The following is a 17,249-nucleotide window of genomic DNA, read 5'->3' as shown; positions in this document are numbered from 1 at the left end:
TCGCGCTCGATGATGTCGAACACCGCGAGCGCCGCGGCCGTGGAGACCGGGTTGCCACCGAAGGTGCCGCCGATGCCACCGGGCTGCACGGAGTCCATGATCTCGGCGCGGCCGGTGACCGCCGCCAGCGGGAAGCCGCCGGCGATGCCCTTCGCGCTCGTGACGAGGTCGGGCACCACGCCGTGGTGCTCGATCGAGTACCAGGCGCCGCTGCGCGCGATACCGGCCTGGATCTCGTCGGCCACGAACACGATGCCGTTCTCGGTGCAGAACTCCGAGAGGCGCTTGAAGAAGCCGGGTGCCGGGATGACGATGCCCCCGTCGCCCTGGATCGGCTCGACGAACAGCGCGGCCAGCTCGGTGGCCCCGATATGGGTGGTGATGTAGTCGATGGTGCGCTCGGCGGCCTCTTCGCCCGTCATGCCCTCCGGGTCACGGAAGGGGTAGCTGATCGGCACGCTGTAGATGTCGCCCGGCATCGGCCCCATGCCCGCGCGCTCCGGCCAGGGGCGGTAGGTCATCGCCATGGTGAGGTTGGTGCGGCCGTGGAAGGCGTGGTCGAGGGTGGCGATGACCCGGCGGCCCGTGTACTTGCGGGCGATCTTGACGGCGTTCTCGACCGCCTCGGCACCGGAGTTGACCAGGATGGATCGCTTCTCGAAGTCGCCGGGCGTGATCTCGGCCAGCTTCTCGGCCACCTTCAGGTAGTTCTCGTACGGCGTGACCGTGAACAGCGTGTGGGTGAGCTTGCCGGCTTGCGCGGCGGCGGCCGCGGCGACCTCCGGATGCGCGTGCCCGATGGTGGTGACGCCGATGCCGCAGCCCAGGTCGATGATCTGGTTGCCGTCGACGTCGACCAGGATGGCGCCCGCGCCGTGATCCATGTAGATGTCGGCGAGCGTGCCGGCTCCGCGGGACACCGTCTTGCGGCGGCGCTCGTGCATCGCGCGCGACTTCGGGCCGGGCAGTTCGGTGACGAGCTTGCGCTCCTGGGACACGGAGAATTCGGGAGAAGCCATGCTCCGAGCCTAGATGCTCGATCGGGCCGGCTCGGGGTGTTTCGGAGTGGATTCACGCTTCGCCGGGCAGCCGAGCACATGGTCGTCGACCACACCCACCGCTTCGAGGTAGGCGTAGACGATCGTCGACCCGACGAAGGTGAAGCCACGCTTCTTGAGATCTCTGCTGAGCCGATCGGACAGCTCGGTGGTGGCCACCAGCTCGCCGGTGCTGCGCGGCCCGTTCACCAGGGGCGACCCGCCGACCCACCCCCAGAGGTAGTTCGCGAAGCTGCCGAACTCGGCCTGCACGGCCTGGAACGCGAGCGCGTTCTTGCGCGCCCCGGAGATCTTGAGCCGGTTGCGGATGATGCCCGGCTCGAGCATCAACGGCTCGAGCTCGTCGTCGGTCATCGCCGCCACCGCGGCCACATCGAAGCCCTTGAACGCGGCGGCGTACCCCGCCCGCCGATTGAGGATCGCCTACCACGACAGCCCCGCCTGCGCCCCTTCGAGCAGCAGGAACTCGAACAGGTACCCGTCGTCCCACGACGGCACTCCCCACTCCTCGTCGTGGTAGCGACGCATCGCGGGAGTGCCCTGCGCCCAGGAGCAGGTGCCGTCGTCGAGCTGAGTTTCAGTCATGAACCGATCATCGCATCCGGCACCGACATCGCCCCACCTGCTCGACCACCGAGCAGCGGATCAGCCGCCGGCCGACTCGCCGAAGCCCGACTTGCCCGAGCTGCCGAAGCCGCTCTTCAGCGGCGCCCGCTCGCCCGTGGTGGAGCCCGCGGGGGCCGGCGACACCACGTCGCCCTGCAGGCGCGAGCCCGGCGCCGCGAAGCCGCCCGACGGCACCGGCGCCCATCCGGAGACCCGCGACGACGACCAGCGCGAGCCCGCAAACAGCAGCGGACCGAGCCACAGCCCCGAATAGTGCGCCGAGGGATAGCGCGACGACGGTTCGCACAGGTCTTCGGGCGTGTCGACGATCTCCTGCCCCTGCTGCTCGAGCACGGCGATCTGCTCGGTCACGTCGGCGATGCAGTCCTCCTTCGAGTCGTACATCGGCCGCTCGGCGTTCTCGGGCACGACGTACTTCTCGCCGTCGGCGCCCTCCAGCACGATCCCCTCATCGGTGGGCGCGCAGCCCGAGAGCGCGAGCACGGCACCCGCCACCGTCACCACGGCGGCGCCCCGCTTGAGCGCGGCCCGGCGGTCGGCGGCGATGCCCGAGAGGGCGGGAGCGCCGGCTCCGGATGCGCGCGAACGCACGGTTCTGACGGTCATCCGCGACCCCCTTCGATGGTGGGCGAGCCGGCCCCACTCGGCGACGGCTCGATGTAGTGCGGCACGAACTCGGCGAGGTCGCCCGTGATCGGCCCGGAGGTCTCGCGCAGGTCGATGCCCGCGGGCGTCTCCCCGACGACCCAGCTGCCGATCACCGCCGTCTTGCCCGGGATCGGCGCGAACACCGCGCGCTCCTGGTAGACGAAGCCCTCCTCGCCGTACTCCCCCGGCTGCGCGGCCACCTCGTGCCCGCTGCCGTCGAACACCGTGACGTTGGCGCCCTCCCGGCCCAGGCGCGGCTTCGCGACGTGAGGCCGTCCCCGGAGCGGTTCGACCGAGGCGAACGCCGGAAGGAGATTCGGATGCCCCGGGAACAGCTCCCAGAGCACCACCAGCAGCTGCTTGTTGCTGAGCAGCAGCTTCCAGGCCGGCTCCACCCACTGCGTGGAGGCACGACTCGAGGGCAGGAACCCGCCGAACTGCTCGGCGATCATCCACTCCCACGGATAGAGCTTGAAGATGCGCGACACCACCTCGTCGTCGGCGTCGAGGAAGAGCTGCCGGTCGACGCTCCAGCGCAGGTCCTCCATGAAGATGAGCTTCGGGTCGAATCCCGCGGCCTTCGCCGTCTCGGCCATGTACGCCACGGTGTCGAAGTCCTCGACGATCAGCTCGCCGTCACCCGTGTCGTGCAGCGAGGCGAGGTGCAGCCGGGCTCCCGGGGCGAGCCCCCAGCGGGCGGAGCGGATGTGCTCCCACTGCTCGATCAACAGCTCGTGCAGCCCGTTGAACTGATCCGCGCCCGACGGGCCGGCCTCCTCCAGCCACTGCCACTGCGCCGCCGCCGTCTCCACGAGCGACGTCGGGGTGTCGGCGTTGAACTCGAGCAGCTTGATGCCGCCCGAGCCGCCCGCCGAGAGCCCGCCGCCCAGCCCGTCGTAGGCGAGATCGAACCGCCCGTACACCGTCGGGTCGTCGTCGTCCCAGGATGCGCGCACGAGTTCGTGGAACCGCTCCGGGATGCCGAACTCGGCGAAACGCCCGGCGCGCACGATCACCTCGACCGCATCCATGCACCGGTCGAAGAGCTCCTTCGTGGCCGCCTCGAGCGCCTCGATCTCGGCCATCGTGAACACGTAGGCGGCCGACTCATTCCAGTACGGCCGGCCACCCTCCGACTCGAGGTCGTAGAAGGTGAAGCCCACCTCGTCGAGCCGGCTGCGCCACTCGGGGCGCGGAGTGGAACTGACCCGTCGCATCCGGCCAGGCTAGCTCAACGCATCCAGGGCCGCGTACTCGTCGTCGCTCAGCGTGAGGGCGGCTCCGGCCACGTTCTGCTCGAGGTGTTCGACCGACTTCGTGCCCGGGATCGGCAGCGTAACCGGCGAGCGGTGCAGCAGCCAGGCGAGCGCGAGCTGGCTCGGCGTGGCGTCGTGCTTCTCGGCCAGTTCGGTCAGCGGGCTGCCCTCCCCGGCGAGCTTGCCGGTGGCCAGCGGGAACCACGGGATGAAGGCGATCCCCTCGGCCTCGGAGTAGTCGAGCAGATCGGCGGCACGACGGTCGGAAAGGTTGAACAGGTTCTGCACCGACACGATCTCGGCGATCGCGCGGGCCGCCTTCACGTCATCGACGCTCACCTCGGAGAGGCCGATGTGGCGCACCTTGCCCTCGTCCTGCAGCGTCTTGAGCTCGCCGATCTGATCCTCCAGCGGCACCTTCTTGTCGATGCGGTGCAGCTGCAGCAGATCGATCCGGTCGATGCCGAGGTGGCGCAGGTTCAGTTCGGTCTGCTGGCGCAGGTACTCGGGGCGCCCGACGGGTATCCACTCGTTCGGCCCCTGGCGGGTGAAGCCGACCTTGGTGGCGATGGCGACGCCGTCGGCATACGGATGCAGCGCTTCGCGGATGAGTGCGTCGGTGACGAAGGGGCCGTAGGCGTCGGCGGTGTCGATGAGGTTCACGCCCAGCTCGACGGCGCGGCGGAGCACGGCGATCGCGCCGTCGTGATCGGCGGGTTCGCCCCAGACGCCCGGCCCGGTGAGCTGCATGGTGCCGAAGCCGAGGCGGTTCACGACGAGGTCTCCGCCGATGGCGAAGGTGCCGGCTGCGGCGGCGGGTGCGGTGGTGGTGTCAGTCATGCTTCGAGTCAACCACCGCTCGCGCGCGGCCGCGTCAGTCCTCTGCCACCGGCACCAGATTCACAGCGCCGTCGTCGGCCACCGACCAGCCGGGGTTGAACGCGATCTCCCAGATGACGCCGTTCGGATCGGCGACATGGGCGTGGTAGCCGCCGAACGCGGCCTGCTGCGGCGGCTTCAGCACGGAGCCGCCGGCGGCGGCCATCCGCTCGACGACGGCGTCGACCTCGACTGGGGAGCCGACGTTCTGCGAGAGGGTGAGCCCGGCCGGGGCGGAAGCGGCGGAGGGAACGGCGACGGATGCCGCGGCGGCGGAATCCGCGAGCGCCGCCGAGCCCACCCCGGAAACGAGATCGGCCGCGAACGCCTCCGCCTCGAACAATGCGAGCACGAGCCCGTGCCCCACCTGGAAGAACAGGATCTCGCCCGGTACGTCGAGCAGCGGCGTCCAGCCGAGTCCGTCGCGGTAGAAACCCCGCGCCGCCTCGAGGTCGGCCGTGGCCACGGTGACGAAGTTGACCTTCTGCTCCACGCTGTGCATCTTTCTCGGAGAACTGGTGGGGACGGCTCCAGGCTTACCACCGGAGCGCTGTGCCGACCAGTCAGCTCGCCTGAGGCGGCAACGCCGATTACTTCGCCAGATACCCCCGCAAGGACTCGAATGTGGGGTCGGAGATGGTCGCTGGTCCACCGAGAACCACGATCCTGCTCGGATTGAGACGCCGAAGCTCAGCACCCACCACCGATGGGACGCCGTCGGCGGTGATCAGCAACACCGGAGCGCCGTTCTTGATAGCGGCCGCGGACCCTGAGAGAGCATCGGGAAACACCGCTCCAGACGCGACATAAACGGTCGGTGTGTTCGCGCCGAACGTTGCCTCGGAAACTGCTGCAGAGACCGAGAACCGATCCGCGCCACCGAACCGGGACGCCGGCGCGATCGCGCCCAACGCGCTGAGGACACTGTCAGACACAGTGTTCGCACCACCCAGCACCACGATCTTCGCCGGCGCCAATCGCCTGAGTTCATCGCCGACCGCTCCGGGGATGGCGTTTTTCTGCACCAACAGCACCGGTGCCCTGAAGTGCCCGGCCGCAGCGGACCCCGACAGTGCATCCGGAAACACCTCCCCCGACGCCACATACGCCACAGCAGGTGCCACCGGAAAATTGCGCTTGGATATCGCGGCGGAGACCTCGTATCGATCCACGCCGGACACCCGGTCGACCTGCCTCGTAGTCGAGAGCAACTTCAGATGCTCCTCCACGGCAGGCGAGATTGTGTCAGTGCCACCCAGAAGCACGATCGTCTTCGGCTGGAGCCGAGCCAACTCCGCGTCGACGGCTGGTGGAACGGCGTCTCGCGTGGTGAGGAGGACCGGAGCGTCCCGGAGACCGGCCGCAGCAGACGCGGAGAGCGCGTCTGGGAACACCGCGCCTGATGCCACATAGACCTCGTTTGCGGCGGGCGCGAAAGCATCTGTCGAGATAGCTGCCGACACGGCGAACCGATCCGACCCACCAATCCTGTCGATTCGGGACTCGACCTGCACATTTCGCAGAAACAGCTGACCTACTTTTCCGTCTACAAGTTCCGCGGTCAAATTCGTCATGAGGGAGGAGAAAGCGACGAAATGACCATCGTCTGACAACACCGCATTCGCCGAGTCAGTATCCAGGCGCGCAGGTAGAGCAGTTGCCGGCGCACTGGCCAGCGAAGCCCTGCCTGACCCCCGGTCGACCACGTATACGCGGACATTGCCCGGACGTACGGCGGGAATGACCTGCGCCGCGGTCGAGAACGCCACATGCCTACCGTCCAGCGCAATCCGCAAGTCTTCGATCGCGCAGTTGCCCACCTCCGGGTGGAACCGGACCGTTGTGTCGATCTTCACGTTCCTGATGTACGCACATCCCGTTTTTGGGGGATCGGTGGTCAGGTTGGTCGCATCACTTCTGAAGGCTAGATCTTCGGCCGCTCCGGACATCGACAGACCGACCACGTCCCGATTGGCGCCTGATGCACTGTCTGCCGCCGGGCTGGCAAGTGTCACTGTGCCAGTTGCCATGTCTTTCAAATAGACCTGCCGGATTGAATGCACGTCGGTGCCGGTCAAGTTTGCGGCGCTGATGAATCCGATCCTCTGGCCGTCTGCCGAGATGACCGGCTCTGATGCACCCGAGCTGGAACCTGATCCCGGAGACTCCTCGCTGACAATCTGGGTCGTAGCCGCCGCCACGTCACGAACGTATACCTGGACTTTCCCTCGGGAGTCATCGATGGTCAAGTTCGTGGAGTCGGACGTGAAGGCAACCTTGGACCCGTCACGGGAGATTGCCGCCGCCACTGCCGCTCCGTTACCAAGAGAGCTCTTCGGGTAACTACTGACGTCGAGCACGCTTATATCCCCACGGTCGCTAGACCAGAGAAATACATGCGGATTCCGATCGGTGACACCGGGAACCAAATCGGGTGACGTTGATATGAACGCGATGAGTTTTCCGTCTCCTGAAATCGATGGACGAACCGAGGAGCCGTCTCCGGCTTTGCCACTCGCCGTCTTACTGACCATCACCGTGAAACCGGCGACAACGTCACGCACATACACCTGCGGTACCGGAGATGGATTCGGAGTCTCCGTGATTGATCTCGACTTCGTGGCGAACGCAACGAAGCGCCCGTCGGATGAGATCGAGGCCACCCCACCTGTGCCGTTGTCACCGGAGAGGTAATCACCCCCGCGGGCTGGGGTGCCCGCCGCGACGCTCACGAGCTGGGTCGTAGAGGGGGCGGGGGCTGCCGCGCGGGCGGCGGGGGGCAGAGGTGTAGAGAAAAGGACGCCTGTGACGAGTGCGCAGAGTACGACGAGGACTAGGGCTTGCTTGAGGGCGGGAGCGCGCATCGGGGTCCTCCAGGTCGAGGCGACTTCGCCGGGGCGCGGAGTCTCTAACCTGAAGTTTTATCTCTTAATGAGCAAAACTCACACTGCCTGCGCGAAACCGCCCTCGGCGTCGGCCGCATCGGCGAGGGCCGCGAGCGATGCCGGGATGTCCCAGCCCTTGCGCCGCATCGACCGCGCCCGAGGCGGCCGACTCGGTACGAGGAGCGCACGAGCGGCCCGGCGAGCACGCCGAGGAAGCCGAACGCGATCTCTCCGATGGCTCACGGTGCCAAGTAGCTCCTCAGTGCAGCGAAGTTCGCATCCGAGACGGTCGCCGTGCCGCCGAGCACGACGATGCGGTGAGGATTGAGGCGCCTCAGTTCTGCCGCGACCAGATCAGGGACGCCATCTTTCGTCACCAGGAGCACCGGGGACCCCCGGTAGATCGCGGCCGCGGAGCCTGAGAGAGCATCCGGGAACACCAGGCCCGATGCCACATACACCGTGGACGTATTCGCGACAAAGGCCGACGATGAGACGGCCGCGGAAACCGCGAAGCGGTCTGCTCCGGCGATCCGCGTCGTCGGAGCGATCCCACCCAATGACGCCACCACAGCGTCCGCCACTGTGTTCGCGCCTCCGAGGACGACGATCTTCGCGGGAGTCAGCCGCCGCAGTTCGGCGTCGACCGCCGCGGGGATGGCGTTCTTGTTGACCAGCAGCACCGGCCCACTACTGTGACCGGCGGCCGCCGATCCGGAGAGGGCATCCGGGAACACCTCGCCAGAGGCGACGTAAGCGGTCGCTGGCCTGGTCGGAAATGTCATTTGAGAGAGAGCAGCCGACACTTGGTAGCGGTCCGCCCCCGCGACCCTTACAACGTCGCCTCTGGAGGAGAAGGGCTTCAGTTGGGCTTCAACCGCCGGGGTGATCGTATCCGTACCGCCCAGCAGGATGATGTGGCCGGGATTAAGCCTGGTGAGCTCTGCCTGGACTGCCACCGGGACGAAATCATGCTCAGTGAGGAGTACAGGTGCATGCCGCAGGCCGGCGGCCGCAGATGCCGAGAGCGCATCCGAGAAGACCGCGCCGGACGCCACGAAAGCATAATCGACTTCCGGCGGGAATGCTGCGGCTGAAGTCGCCGCCGACACGTCGTATCGGTCCGCGCCGCCGATGCGATCTATGCGCGATTCGGCTGTCGCGTTGCGAATGTAGACCTGCAACGTGCTGGTCGCCGTTTCGGGCGTCAAATTCGTCATGCGGGACGTGAACGCGACGAATTGGCCGTCCTCCGACGCCGTCGGATAGACGGAGAAGTCGTCGTAGCGTCCGGCTATCCCTGAGAGCGGTGTGCTTATTAGGATCGATTCTTCCGATCGGAGATCGGTGGAGTACACCCGCTCTACGGCGGTGAACTCCGAGCCATCACGGGTGATCCTCTCCGTCGAGCTGAATACGAGGTGGTGGCCGTCTGCAGACACTCGGGGGGTGATGATTCCCGCGCGTCCGCCAAGGAAGGTCGTTGTCGTGTCAGACGTGATGTCCCGCAGATAGGTGACTTGTTTTCCCGCCGATGCGCCGGTGGTCAGATTGACCGCCGCGCTTGTGAACCCCGCGAGATTTCCATTCGCCGATAGCGAGAGATCCCCGACATCCCTGTCCGCGCCCGTAGCGCCGTCGATTGCGATACTGATCATCCGCGTCTCACCTGCGGCAAGATTTCTCACGTACGCCTGAAGATGATGTCGAGCGTCTGAAGCGGTAAGGTTCGAATCGCTCAGAAACGCGACGGAGTGACCGTCTGCCGATATCTCCGGTTTATGTGCGCCCGTCGCACTGCCCATCCCGGGAGACTGAACACTTATCATCTGGGTTGATTCCGCCACTATGTCCCGGACGTAGATCTGGGTACGACCTCTCGCGTCATCTGAGGTCAGGTTCGTCGAGCTCGACTCGAATGCGACCTTGGATCCGTCACGGGAAACCGAAACATACAGTTCATCGCCATTCCCGATCGGGTGTCCGACCGATTCCGTGACACCGACTGCGATTGTCTGCCCGGTGCGCATCGACCACAGGAACGCGTGAGTATTGCCGTCCGTAACCCCGGGCACCAGATTGACCGAGTTCGATGAGTAAGCCAGCCACTGGCCGTCACCCGAGATGGACGGCCTTGTCGCACCATCTGTGCTCGCAACTCCTGCGGCGTTCGCGCTGACCAGCCTGGTCGTCGCAGCCACCGTATCCCGGACGTACACCTGGATGGTGTTCGCATTAGTCGGAACATCAGTCATGCCAGGGGACCTGGTCGCAAACGCGACATAGCGACCGTCGGCGGAGATGCTCGAGCGCCCGAGGCCCATCCCGTCGGCAGAAGGCCAATCGCCCCCTTTCGCGGGCAGGACGGCTGCCACGCTTACCAGCTGCGTGGAGGACGGGCCGGGCAGCGCGGCGTGAGCCACCGAGGGCGGCGCAGCCGCCGCGGAGAGCACCGACGCCAGCAGGGCGGCGAGAGCCACAGGGACGAGAGCTCTCTTCAGGGCAGAAGCGCGCATCGGGGTCCTCCAGGTCAACGGGACTTCGCCGGGGCGCGGAGTCTCTAACCTGAAGTTATATCATTTTCTGAGCAAAGCTCACACCGCCTGCGCGAAACCGCCCTCGGCGTCAGCCGCATCCGCGAGTCCCGTGAGGGCGTCCGGGATGTCCCAGCCCTTACGCCGCATCGACTGCGCCCAGAGCCGGCCGGCCCGGTACGAGGAGCGCACGAGCGGTCCGGCGAGCACACCGAGGAAGCCGATCTGCTCGGCCTCCTCCTTGATGTCGACGAACTCCTCGGGGCGCACCCACGACGCCACCGGCAGGTGCCGGGGTGAGGGGCGCAGGTACTGCGTGACCGTGATGATGTCGCATCCGGCGTCGTGCAGATCCTGCAGCGCCGCCGACACCTCCTCACGCGTCTCGCCCATGCCCAGGATGAGGTTCGACTTGGTGATCAGCCGCGCATCCCGGGCGTGCGTCAGCACGTCGAGCGAGCGCTCGTAGCGGAAGGCGGGGCGGATGCGCTTGAAGATGCGCGGCACCGTCTCGACGTTGTGCGCGAACACCTCGGGGCGGGAGTCGAACACCTCCTGCAGCAGGGCGGGGTTACCCGAGAAGTCGGTGGCGAGGATCTCGACCCCGGTACCCGGATTCAGCGAATGGATGCGGCGCACCGTCTCGGCGTGCAGCCAGGCACCCTCGTCCGGCAGATCGTCGCGGGCGACTCCCGTCACCGTGGCGTAGCGCAGGTTCATCGAGACGACGGATTCGGCGACCCGGCGGGGCTCGTCGCGGTCGTAGTCGGCCGGCTTGCCGGTGTCGATCTGGCAGAAGTCGCAGCGGCGGGTGCACTGCGATCCGCCGATCAGGAAGGTCGCCTCGCGATCTTCCCAGCACTCGAAGATGTTCGGGCAGCCCGCCTCCTGGCAGACCGTGTGCAGCTCCTTCGTCTTCACCAGCGCCTGCAGCTCCCGGTACTCGGGGCCGAAGCGCGCCTTGGTCTTGATCCAGGCCGGCTTCTTCTCGATCGGCGTCTCGGCGTTGCGGATCTCCAGCCGCAGCAGCTTGCGGTCGCCGGGCAGCGAGGCGGGCCCGGCAGAGGAGGAGGCCGACACCGCGGGGCCGCAGCCGGCGCTCATCGGGCGCCCGCCAGGGCCGGGGCGGGGGCCACGAAGCGCTGCTTCACCGCGTCGACCAGATCGGCCGGCTCGACCCGCCGCCCGAGCACCTCGCTGATCGTCGTCACGCCGGCATCCCGGATGCCGCAGGCCACGATCTTGTCGTAGGGCGCGAGATCGTTGCTGCAGTTCAGCGCGAAGCCGTGGCTCGTCACCCCGCCCGACACCCGCACGCCGATCGCGCCGAGCTTGCAGTCGCGGCCGCCGGAGGTCGTCCAGATGCCGGAGCGCCCCTCCACCCGGTACGCGTCGACCCCGATCCCCCGCACCACCTCGAGCAGCATCGCCTCGAGCGAGCGCACGTAGGCCACGACGTCGATCGGATCGGGCAACCGCACGATCGGGTAGCCGACCAGCTGGCCCGGGCCGTGCCAGGTGATCTTGCCGCCGCGATCCACGTCCACCACCGGGGTTCCGTCGACCGGCCGCTCGGAGGCCTCGGTGCGCTTGCCGGCCGTGTACACGGCCTCGTGCTCGAGCAGGATGACGGTGTCGGGGGCCTCGCCCACCACCACCCGCTCGTGCCACCGCGCCTGCAGCTGCAATCCCTCGGCGTAGGGGACGAATCGCCGCCCGACGCCTTCGACGACGAAGTCTGTCATGCGGCCATCCTACGATTAACTGGACTGAGTACAACAATGCGGCACGCGGATGCTGCGCCCGCCGGCGCACGCTCTTTCCGGGACGAGAAGATCGGCCGATCTTGACGCCGTCGATCTGCGGATCGGCCCGCACGAGCGGCGCCGCCCTGCCATCCTGGAAAGCGTGACGAGTTCCGACCGCATCACCCTCCGCTTTCTGGCCGCTCCGCAGGACACCGCCGCCGGAGGCGCGACCGTCGCCGCAGGGCGCGTGCTCGAGTGGATCGACAAGGCCGGCTACGCCTGCGCCGTCGGCTGGAGCGCCTCGTACTGCGTCACGGCCTACGTCGGCAACGTGCACTTCACCCGGCCCATCGCCTCGGGCGACATGATCGAGGCGCGCGCCCGCATCATCCAGACCGGGCGCACCAGCATGCAGGTTCTCGTCACGGTGGGCGCTGCGGATGTGCGCAGTCGCGAGTTCACCCCGGCCACCCACTGCATCCTCGTCTTCGTCGCGGTCGACGCGGCGGGCGTGCCGGTCGAGGTGCCGGCGTGGCATCCGGAGACCGGCGACGACCGCCTGCTCAACCACCGCGCCGAAGAGCGGCTCGCACCCCGGCGCGCCATCCGCGACTCCATGCTCGCCGAGGCATATACCGACGAGGGCACCACGGCACGCACGGTCTTCCGCTTTCTCGCCGCGCCCGCGGACGCCAACTACGGCGGAAACGCGCACGGCGGCACCGTGCTGCGCTGGATCGACGAGACGGCGTACGCCTGCGCCGCCGGGTGGTCGTCGGAGGCCGCCGTCGCGGTGTATTCGGGCGGCATCCACTTCTTCCGGCCGATCCGGATCGGGCACATCGTCGAGGTCGACGCCCGCCTGATCCACACCGGCGAGCGCAGCATGCACATCGCCGTGCACGTGCGCTCGGGCTCGCCGCGCACGCCCCACGCGCTCGAACTCACCACGCAGTGCATGAGCATCTTCGTGGATCCGGGGGCGGACGGGCGCGCCCGGGAGGTCGCCCCGCTCGTGCTGCACTCCGACGAAGACCGGCGCCTCGACGCGCACGCGATCGACCTCATCCGGATGCGCGGCGAGCTCGAGGCGCTGCCGATCGGCTGAGCGCCATTCGGCCAGGCGGCGTGCGAGCCCGAGGCATCCTCATGGCGCGCCCATAGCTTCACCCGCTAAAGTCAGCCCGCAGTGCGCCTGCGTCGGCGCATCCGCACGACCACGACCCGCACCACACGCACCACACACGAGGAGCAGCACCGGGATGAGCCCAGCGAAGGCCGACAAGAGCGTCTACGACGGGCTCCCCAAGAAGGATCGGCAGGCCCTCGCCCGCGAGCTCGCCCGCATCCAGCGCGAAGAGGAGCGCAAGCGCAAGCGCCGCAACCGCATCGTGCTGCGCACGAGCCTGGTCGTGGCCGCGGTGGCGGTCGTCGCGGTGGTGGGCCTGGCGGTCTACAACGGCATCCGCGCCACCTTCGTCGGGCCGGCGAACATGGCCAGCGACGGCATCCTGTTCACCGGGAGCGGCGGCGGCACCGCTGCCGACGGCTCCACCACGCAGGGCACGGTCACGGCCACGACGACCGCCGCGCTGCAGCCGGGCGAGCAGCCCACGCCCTCCGAGCTCGACACCTCGACGGTGCTGCGCGTCACCGAATACGTCGACTACGCCAGCCCCGACGTCGCCACCTTCGAGACCGCGAACGGCGGCGCTCTGCAGGGATACGTGGCGGCGGGCTACGCGAGCATCGAGCTGCACCCGGTCGCGCTCGAGGGCGCCGACAGCTATTCGGCGCGGGCGGCGAACGCCCTGGCCTGCGTGGCGAACACGACTCCGGATGCCGGCCTCGCGGTGCACAACGCGCTGGTGGCCGCGCAGGCCACCCTGCCCGCCGGCGGCCTCTCGAACGACGAGCTGGTCACCCTCGTGCAGACCGCCGGCGTGACGGATGCCGCGACCGCCTCGTGCATCACCGGCAACGAGTTCTCCGACTGGGTCGCCGACTCCACCGCCCGGGCCCAGGCGAGCATCCCGAACTCCGACGTCACGGCGCTGACCACGGTGCCGCTCGTCGTCATCGACGGCAAGGCCTACACCGGCGGCCTCGACGACACCGAGGCGCTGAACTCGTTCATCACCGAGGTGTTCTCGGCCGCCACCGGCGCCACCGACACCGGCGACGGCACGACCGACGGCAGCACGGACGACACGACAGACGGAACATCGGAGGGCACCACGCCGACCGAGTGATGGGGTCCGGTCGAGGCCGGGAGGTTTGACTAGGTTAGCCTTACCTAACTAGGATCGGGGCATCCGCGGGTCGGCTCGTCCGACCGGCCCCTTCCACCGTTCGGACCCATGACCTCCCTTCCTCGTTCCCGTCGTCGCCTCCGCGCGGGCCTCGCGCTCGCCCTCGCCGCCGCCACCGTCGTGGCGCTCGGCGCGTGCACCGCTTCGGCCTCCTCGAGCACCGCCTCCGCGTGCGTGGAGGGCACGACGGCCCTCGCCGACCTTCAGCTGACGGCCGATCCGAAGACCTACGTCGGCGAGTCCACGGCCTGCCTGGAGGACAACGGAATCGAGCCGGTCACCCAGGATGCCGCGTCCGAGCAGGTGCTGCCGGCCACCGTCACCGACAACCAGGGCACCGAGGTCACAGTCACCGACACCAGCCGCATCCTGGCACTGGACATCTACGGATCCCTCGCCGCCACCGTGTTCGGCCTGGGCCTCGGCGACAGCGTCGTGGGCCGCGACACCTCCACCAGCTTCGACGGCGCCGCCGACCTGCCCCTGGTCACCCAGAACGGCCACGAGCTGAACGGCGAGGCGATCCTCGAGCTGAACCCGAGCGTCATCATCACCGATTCCTCCATCGGCCCGTGGGATGTCGTGCTGCAGATGCGCGAGGCCGGCATCCCGGTCATCGTCACCACGCCCGACCGCAATCTCGACAACGTCGGCGACATCGTGACCATGGTCGCCGCCGGGCTCGGGGTTCCGGATGCCGGCACGGCACTCACCGAGCGGGTGAACGCCGAGATCGCCGACGAGGTCGAGCAGATCGCCGCGGTCACGCCGGCCGATCCCGCCGACCGCCCGCGCATCCTCTTCCTCTACGTGCGCGGCAACGCCGGCGTGTATTACATCTTCGGCGAGGAATCCGGGGCCGACACCCTCATCCAGGCGCTCGGCGGCATCGACGTGGCCGGCGAGATCGGCTGGAAGGGCATGCGCCCGATGACGGCCGAGGCGCTCGTGAAGGCGCAGCCCGACATCCTGCTGATGATGACCAAGGGCCTCGAATCCGTCGGCGGCGTCGACGGGCTGCTCGAGCGCATCCCGGCCGTGGCCGAGACGCCCGCCGGCCAGAACCGCCGCATCGTCGACATGAGCGACTACCAGATCATGAGCTTCGGCCCCCGCACCGCCGGCGTGCTCGACGCCCTGGCCCGCGCCATCTACGCCCCCGACGACTCCGGCGCCCTCGCGGACACCCCATGACCCACACCCCCGCCCGCCCCGAGGCTCCCGCCCCCGCCCCCGCCTCCCCACCCCCCTCCTCGCGACCCGTCGATTTCGGCCCTGAAACCGTCGCGGAAGGGCCGAAATCGACGGCTCGCGAGGAGGAGTCGCGCGCGGGCGGGGGGCTCGAGGCGAGCGTGGATCCGGGGCCGAGGGGGCGCGTGCGGCCTCGGCGGAAGGTGGTGCTGTTCGCCGTGCTCGCCGTGGCGCTCGTGGTGATGTCGCTGGTGGCGGCGGGAACGGGGCAACTGCAGATCGCTCCGGATGAGGTGCTCGGCTCGATCCTGCACAAGATCGGCATCACGATCTGGCCGCTGCCCCAGCATCCGAACGGCGACAGCGCGCTCTGGACGATCCGTTTCCCTCGCGTGGCCCTGGCCATCCTGGTCGGCGCCGCCCTCGCCGCGGCGGGCATGATCATGCAGGCCATCTTCGGCAACCCGCTGGCCGAGCCCGGCGTGGTCGGCGTCAGCTCGGGTGCGGCGCTCGGCGCCTCGGCCTCGATCGTGTTCGGCCTGAACTTCCTCGGCGACTGGACCATCGCCGCCGCCGCCTTCGCCGCCGGCCTCGTGGCCACCCTCCTCGTCTACGCCGTCTCGCGCGCCAACGGCAAGACCGAGGTCGTCACCCTCGTGCTCACCGGTATCGCGGTCAACGCCTTCGCCGGCGCGGGCCTGGCGCTCTTCATGTTCCTGGCCGACACCCAGTCGCGCGAGGCGATCGTGTTCTGGCAGCTCGGCAGCCTGAACGGCGCCCGCTGGCAGGACGTGCTGGTCGTGCTGCCGGTCGTCGTGGTCGGGCTCGCCGCCGCGCTCATCCTGTCGCGCCGTTTCGACCTGCTCTCGCTCGGCGAGAAGGCCGCCCGGCACCTGGGCGTGAACGTCGAGGTGCTGCGGATCGTCTCGATCGTGCTGGTGGCCCTGCTCACCGGCGCGGCCGTGGCCTTCTGCGGCATCATCGCCTTCGTGGGCCTCGTCATTCCCCACCTGATGCGCATGATCATCGGCCCCTCGCACCGCCCACTGCTGATCGCCTCGGTGCTCGGCGGCGCCCTGCTGCTGGTGACCGCCGACCTGTTCGCGCGCACCGCCGTGCCGATGGCCGACCTGCCGATCGGCATGCTCACCTCACTGATCGGCGGCCCGTTCTTCTTCTGGCTGCTGCGGCGCACCCGCAAGAAGTCGGGGGGCTGGGGATGAGCGCGCGCCGCCGCCGCGAGGCGCTCTCGGAGATTCCGGATGCCGCCACGCGCGTATCCGCCGCACCCGCCTTGCGCGTGCAGGGGGCGAGCGTCGCCATCGGGGGTGCCGGCATTCTCGACGAGGTCTCGTTCCAGGCCTCGCCCGGCGAGGTCGTGGCGCTGATCGGCCCGAACGGCGCCGGCAAGTCGACCCTGCTGAACGTGGTCACGGGCGATCAGGCGACGACCGCCGGCCGCGTCGAGATCGACGGCCGCGCCCTCGGCGAGTGGAGTCTCAAAGAGCTCGGCCGCCGCCGCGCGGTGCTGCTGCAGCAGAACGGCGTGTTCTTCCCGTTCACCGTGCGCGAGGTCGTCGAGATGGGCCGCGCGCCCTGGCAGGGCACGCGCCGCGACGCCGACGACGACCGCGTGATCGAGGAGTCGATCGCGCTCACCGAGACCACGCGCTTCCGCGACCGGCCGCTGCCCTCGCTCTCCGGCGGCGAGCGGGCCCGCGCGTCGCTCGCGCGCATCCTGGCCCAGGAGACGGGCATCCTGCTGCTGGACGAGCCGACCGCCGCGCTCGACCTGCGCCACCAGGAGGACGTTCTGTGGATCGCCCGTGACCGGGCCCGGGCCGGCGACTGCGTGGTGGTCGTGCTGCACGACCTCAGCCTCGCCGCCGCCTACGCCGACCGCATCGTGCTGCTCGCGAACGGCCGCGTGGTGGCCGACGGGTCGCCGGATGCCGTGCTCACCCCACCTCTGCTGTCCGCCGTCTACGAGCTGCCCGTGGAGGTGATGCGGCACCCCGTCACCGGGACCGCCATCATCCTGCCGATGCGGCATCCGGATGCCGCCCCCGCGGCGCGCGACGACCACCCTGTACCCGTCGAGGAGATCCCAT

General features: G+C 68.7%; 14 protein-coding genes and 2 pseudogenes. 5 read left to right on the top strand and 11 right to left on the bottom strand.

Features of this window, described 5'->3' with window-relative positions:
* The 11 genes and pseudogenes from Q0D75_RS19540 to lipB form a co-directional block, all read right to left on the bottom strand.
* The coding region (locus Q0D75_RS19540; protein ID WP_291057292.1) for an aminotransferase class III-fold pyridoxal phosphate-dependent enzyme at window positions 1-1,019 on the bottom strand (1,019 nt) is incomplete at its 3' end.
* A 9-nt stretch (window positions 1,020-1,028) separates the two neighbouring features.
* A pseudogene (locus tag Q0D75_RS19535) lies at window positions 1,029-1,643 on the bottom strand (DNA-3-methyladenine glycosylase I).
* Window positions 1,644-1,703: 60 nt separating this feature from the next.
* Window positions 1,704-2,291 carry a hypothetical protein gene (locus Q0D75_RS19530; RefSeq protein ID WP_291057290.1) on the bottom strand — a complete coding sequence of 196 codons (588 nt, stop codon included), beginning with the start codon at window positions 2,289-2,291 and terminating at the stop codon, window positions 1,704-1,706.
* Window positions 2,288-3,550: a glutathionylspermidine synthase family protein gene (locus Q0D75_RS19525; RefSeq protein ID WP_291057288.1), complete on the bottom strand. Its 1,263-nt coding sequence runs from the start codon at window positions 3,548-3,550 to the stop codon at window positions 2,288-2,290. Before Q0D75_RS19525 ends, Q0D75_RS19530 begins: the two co-directional genes overlap by 4 nt.
* 9 nt (window positions 3,551-3,559) lie before the next feature.
* Window positions 3,560-4,429, bottom strand: a complete 870-nt coding sequence (locus Q0D75_RS19520; RefSeq protein WP_291057286.1) for an aldo/keto reductase — start codon at window positions 4,427-4,429, stop codon at window positions 3,560-3,562.
* 34 nt (window positions 4,430-4,463) lie between these two features.
* Entirely contained in the window at window positions 4,464-4,970 is a 507-nt protein-coding gene (locus Q0D75_RS19515; RefSeq protein WP_291057284.1) for a VOC family protein, read from the bottom strand.
* 88 nt (window positions 4,971-5,058) lie between these two features.
* Complete coding sequence (locus Q0D75_RS19510; protein ID WP_291057282.1) at window positions 5,059-7,200, bottom strand: cell wall-binding repeat-containing protein; 2,142 nt, start codon at window positions 7,198-7,200, stop codon at window positions 5,059-5,061.
* A 210-nt stretch (window positions 7,201-7,410) separates the two neighbouring features.
* Window positions 7,411-7,577 (bottom strand): annotated as a pseudogene (locus tag Q0D75_RS19505) (lipoyl synthase); the annotation flags it as partial.
* 15 nt (window positions 7,578-7,592) lie between these two features.
* On the bottom strand, window positions 7,593-9,608 hold the full coding sequence (locus tag Q0D75_RS19500; RefSeq protein WP_291057281.1) for a cell wall-binding repeat-containing protein: 2,016 nt from the start codon (window positions 9,606-9,608) through the stop codon (window positions 7,593-7,595).
* Between the two features lie 339 nt (window positions 9,609-9,947).
* Window positions 9,948-10,916 carry a lipoyl synthase gene (gene lipA, locus Q0D75_RS19495; protein ID WP_366513467.1) on the bottom strand — a complete coding sequence of 323 codons (969 nt, stop codon included), beginning with the start codon at window positions 10,914-10,916 and terminating at the stop codon, window positions 9,948-9,950.
* Window positions 10,917-10,987: 71 nt separating this feature from the next.
* Window positions 10,988-11,632 (bottom strand): lipoyl(octanoyl) transferase LipB, encoded by a 645-nt coding sequence (gene lipB, locus Q0D75_RS19490; protein ID WP_291057277.1) that lies wholly within the window; start codon window positions 11,630-11,632, stop codon window positions 10,988-10,990.
* 163 nt (window positions 11,633-11,795) lie between these two features.
* On the opposite strand from lipB, the gene Q0D75_RS19485 reads away from it, so the two are divergent.
* The 5 genes from Q0D75_RS19485 to Q0D75_RS19465 all read left to right on the top strand — a co-directional run.
* Entirely contained in the window at window positions 11,796-12,743 is a 948-nt protein-coding gene (locus Q0D75_RS19485; RefSeq protein ID WP_291057275.1) for a hotdog domain-containing protein, read from the top strand.
* 154 nt (window positions 12,744-12,897) lie between these two features.
* Window positions 12,898-13,887: a thioredoxin domain-containing protein gene (locus Q0D75_RS19480; RefSeq protein WP_291057273.1), complete on the top strand. Its 990-nt coding sequence runs from the start codon at window positions 12,898-12,900 to the stop codon at window positions 13,885-13,887.
* A gap of 108 nt (window positions 13,888-13,995) precedes the next feature.
* Window positions 13,996-15,141, top strand: a complete 1,146-nt coding sequence (locus Q0D75_RS19475; protein WP_291057271.1) for an ABC transporter substrate-binding protein — start codon at window positions 13,996-13,998, stop codon at window positions 15,139-15,141.
* Between the two features lie 239 nt (window positions 15,142-15,380).
* Complete coding sequence (locus tag Q0D75_RS19470; RefSeq protein WP_291057294.1) at window positions 15,381-16,361, top strand: iron ABC transporter permease; 981 nt, start codon at window positions 15,381-15,383, stop codon at window positions 16,359-16,361.
* On the top strand, window positions 16,358-17,249 hold an 892-nt coding region (locus Q0D75_RS19465), incomplete at its 3' end, for a heme ABC transporter ATP-binding protein (protein ID WP_291057269.1). The genes Q0D75_RS19470 and Q0D75_RS19465, both read left to right, overlap by 4 nt.

The organism is Herbiconiux sp. (genome assembly GCF_023264855.1).
Lineage (GTDB): Bacteria > Actinomycetota > Actinomycetes > Actinomycetales > Microbacteriaceae > Herbiconiux.
Note: the sequence above shows the minus strand (reverse complement) of the source record. Positions and strands in the feature narration are given on the sequence as shown.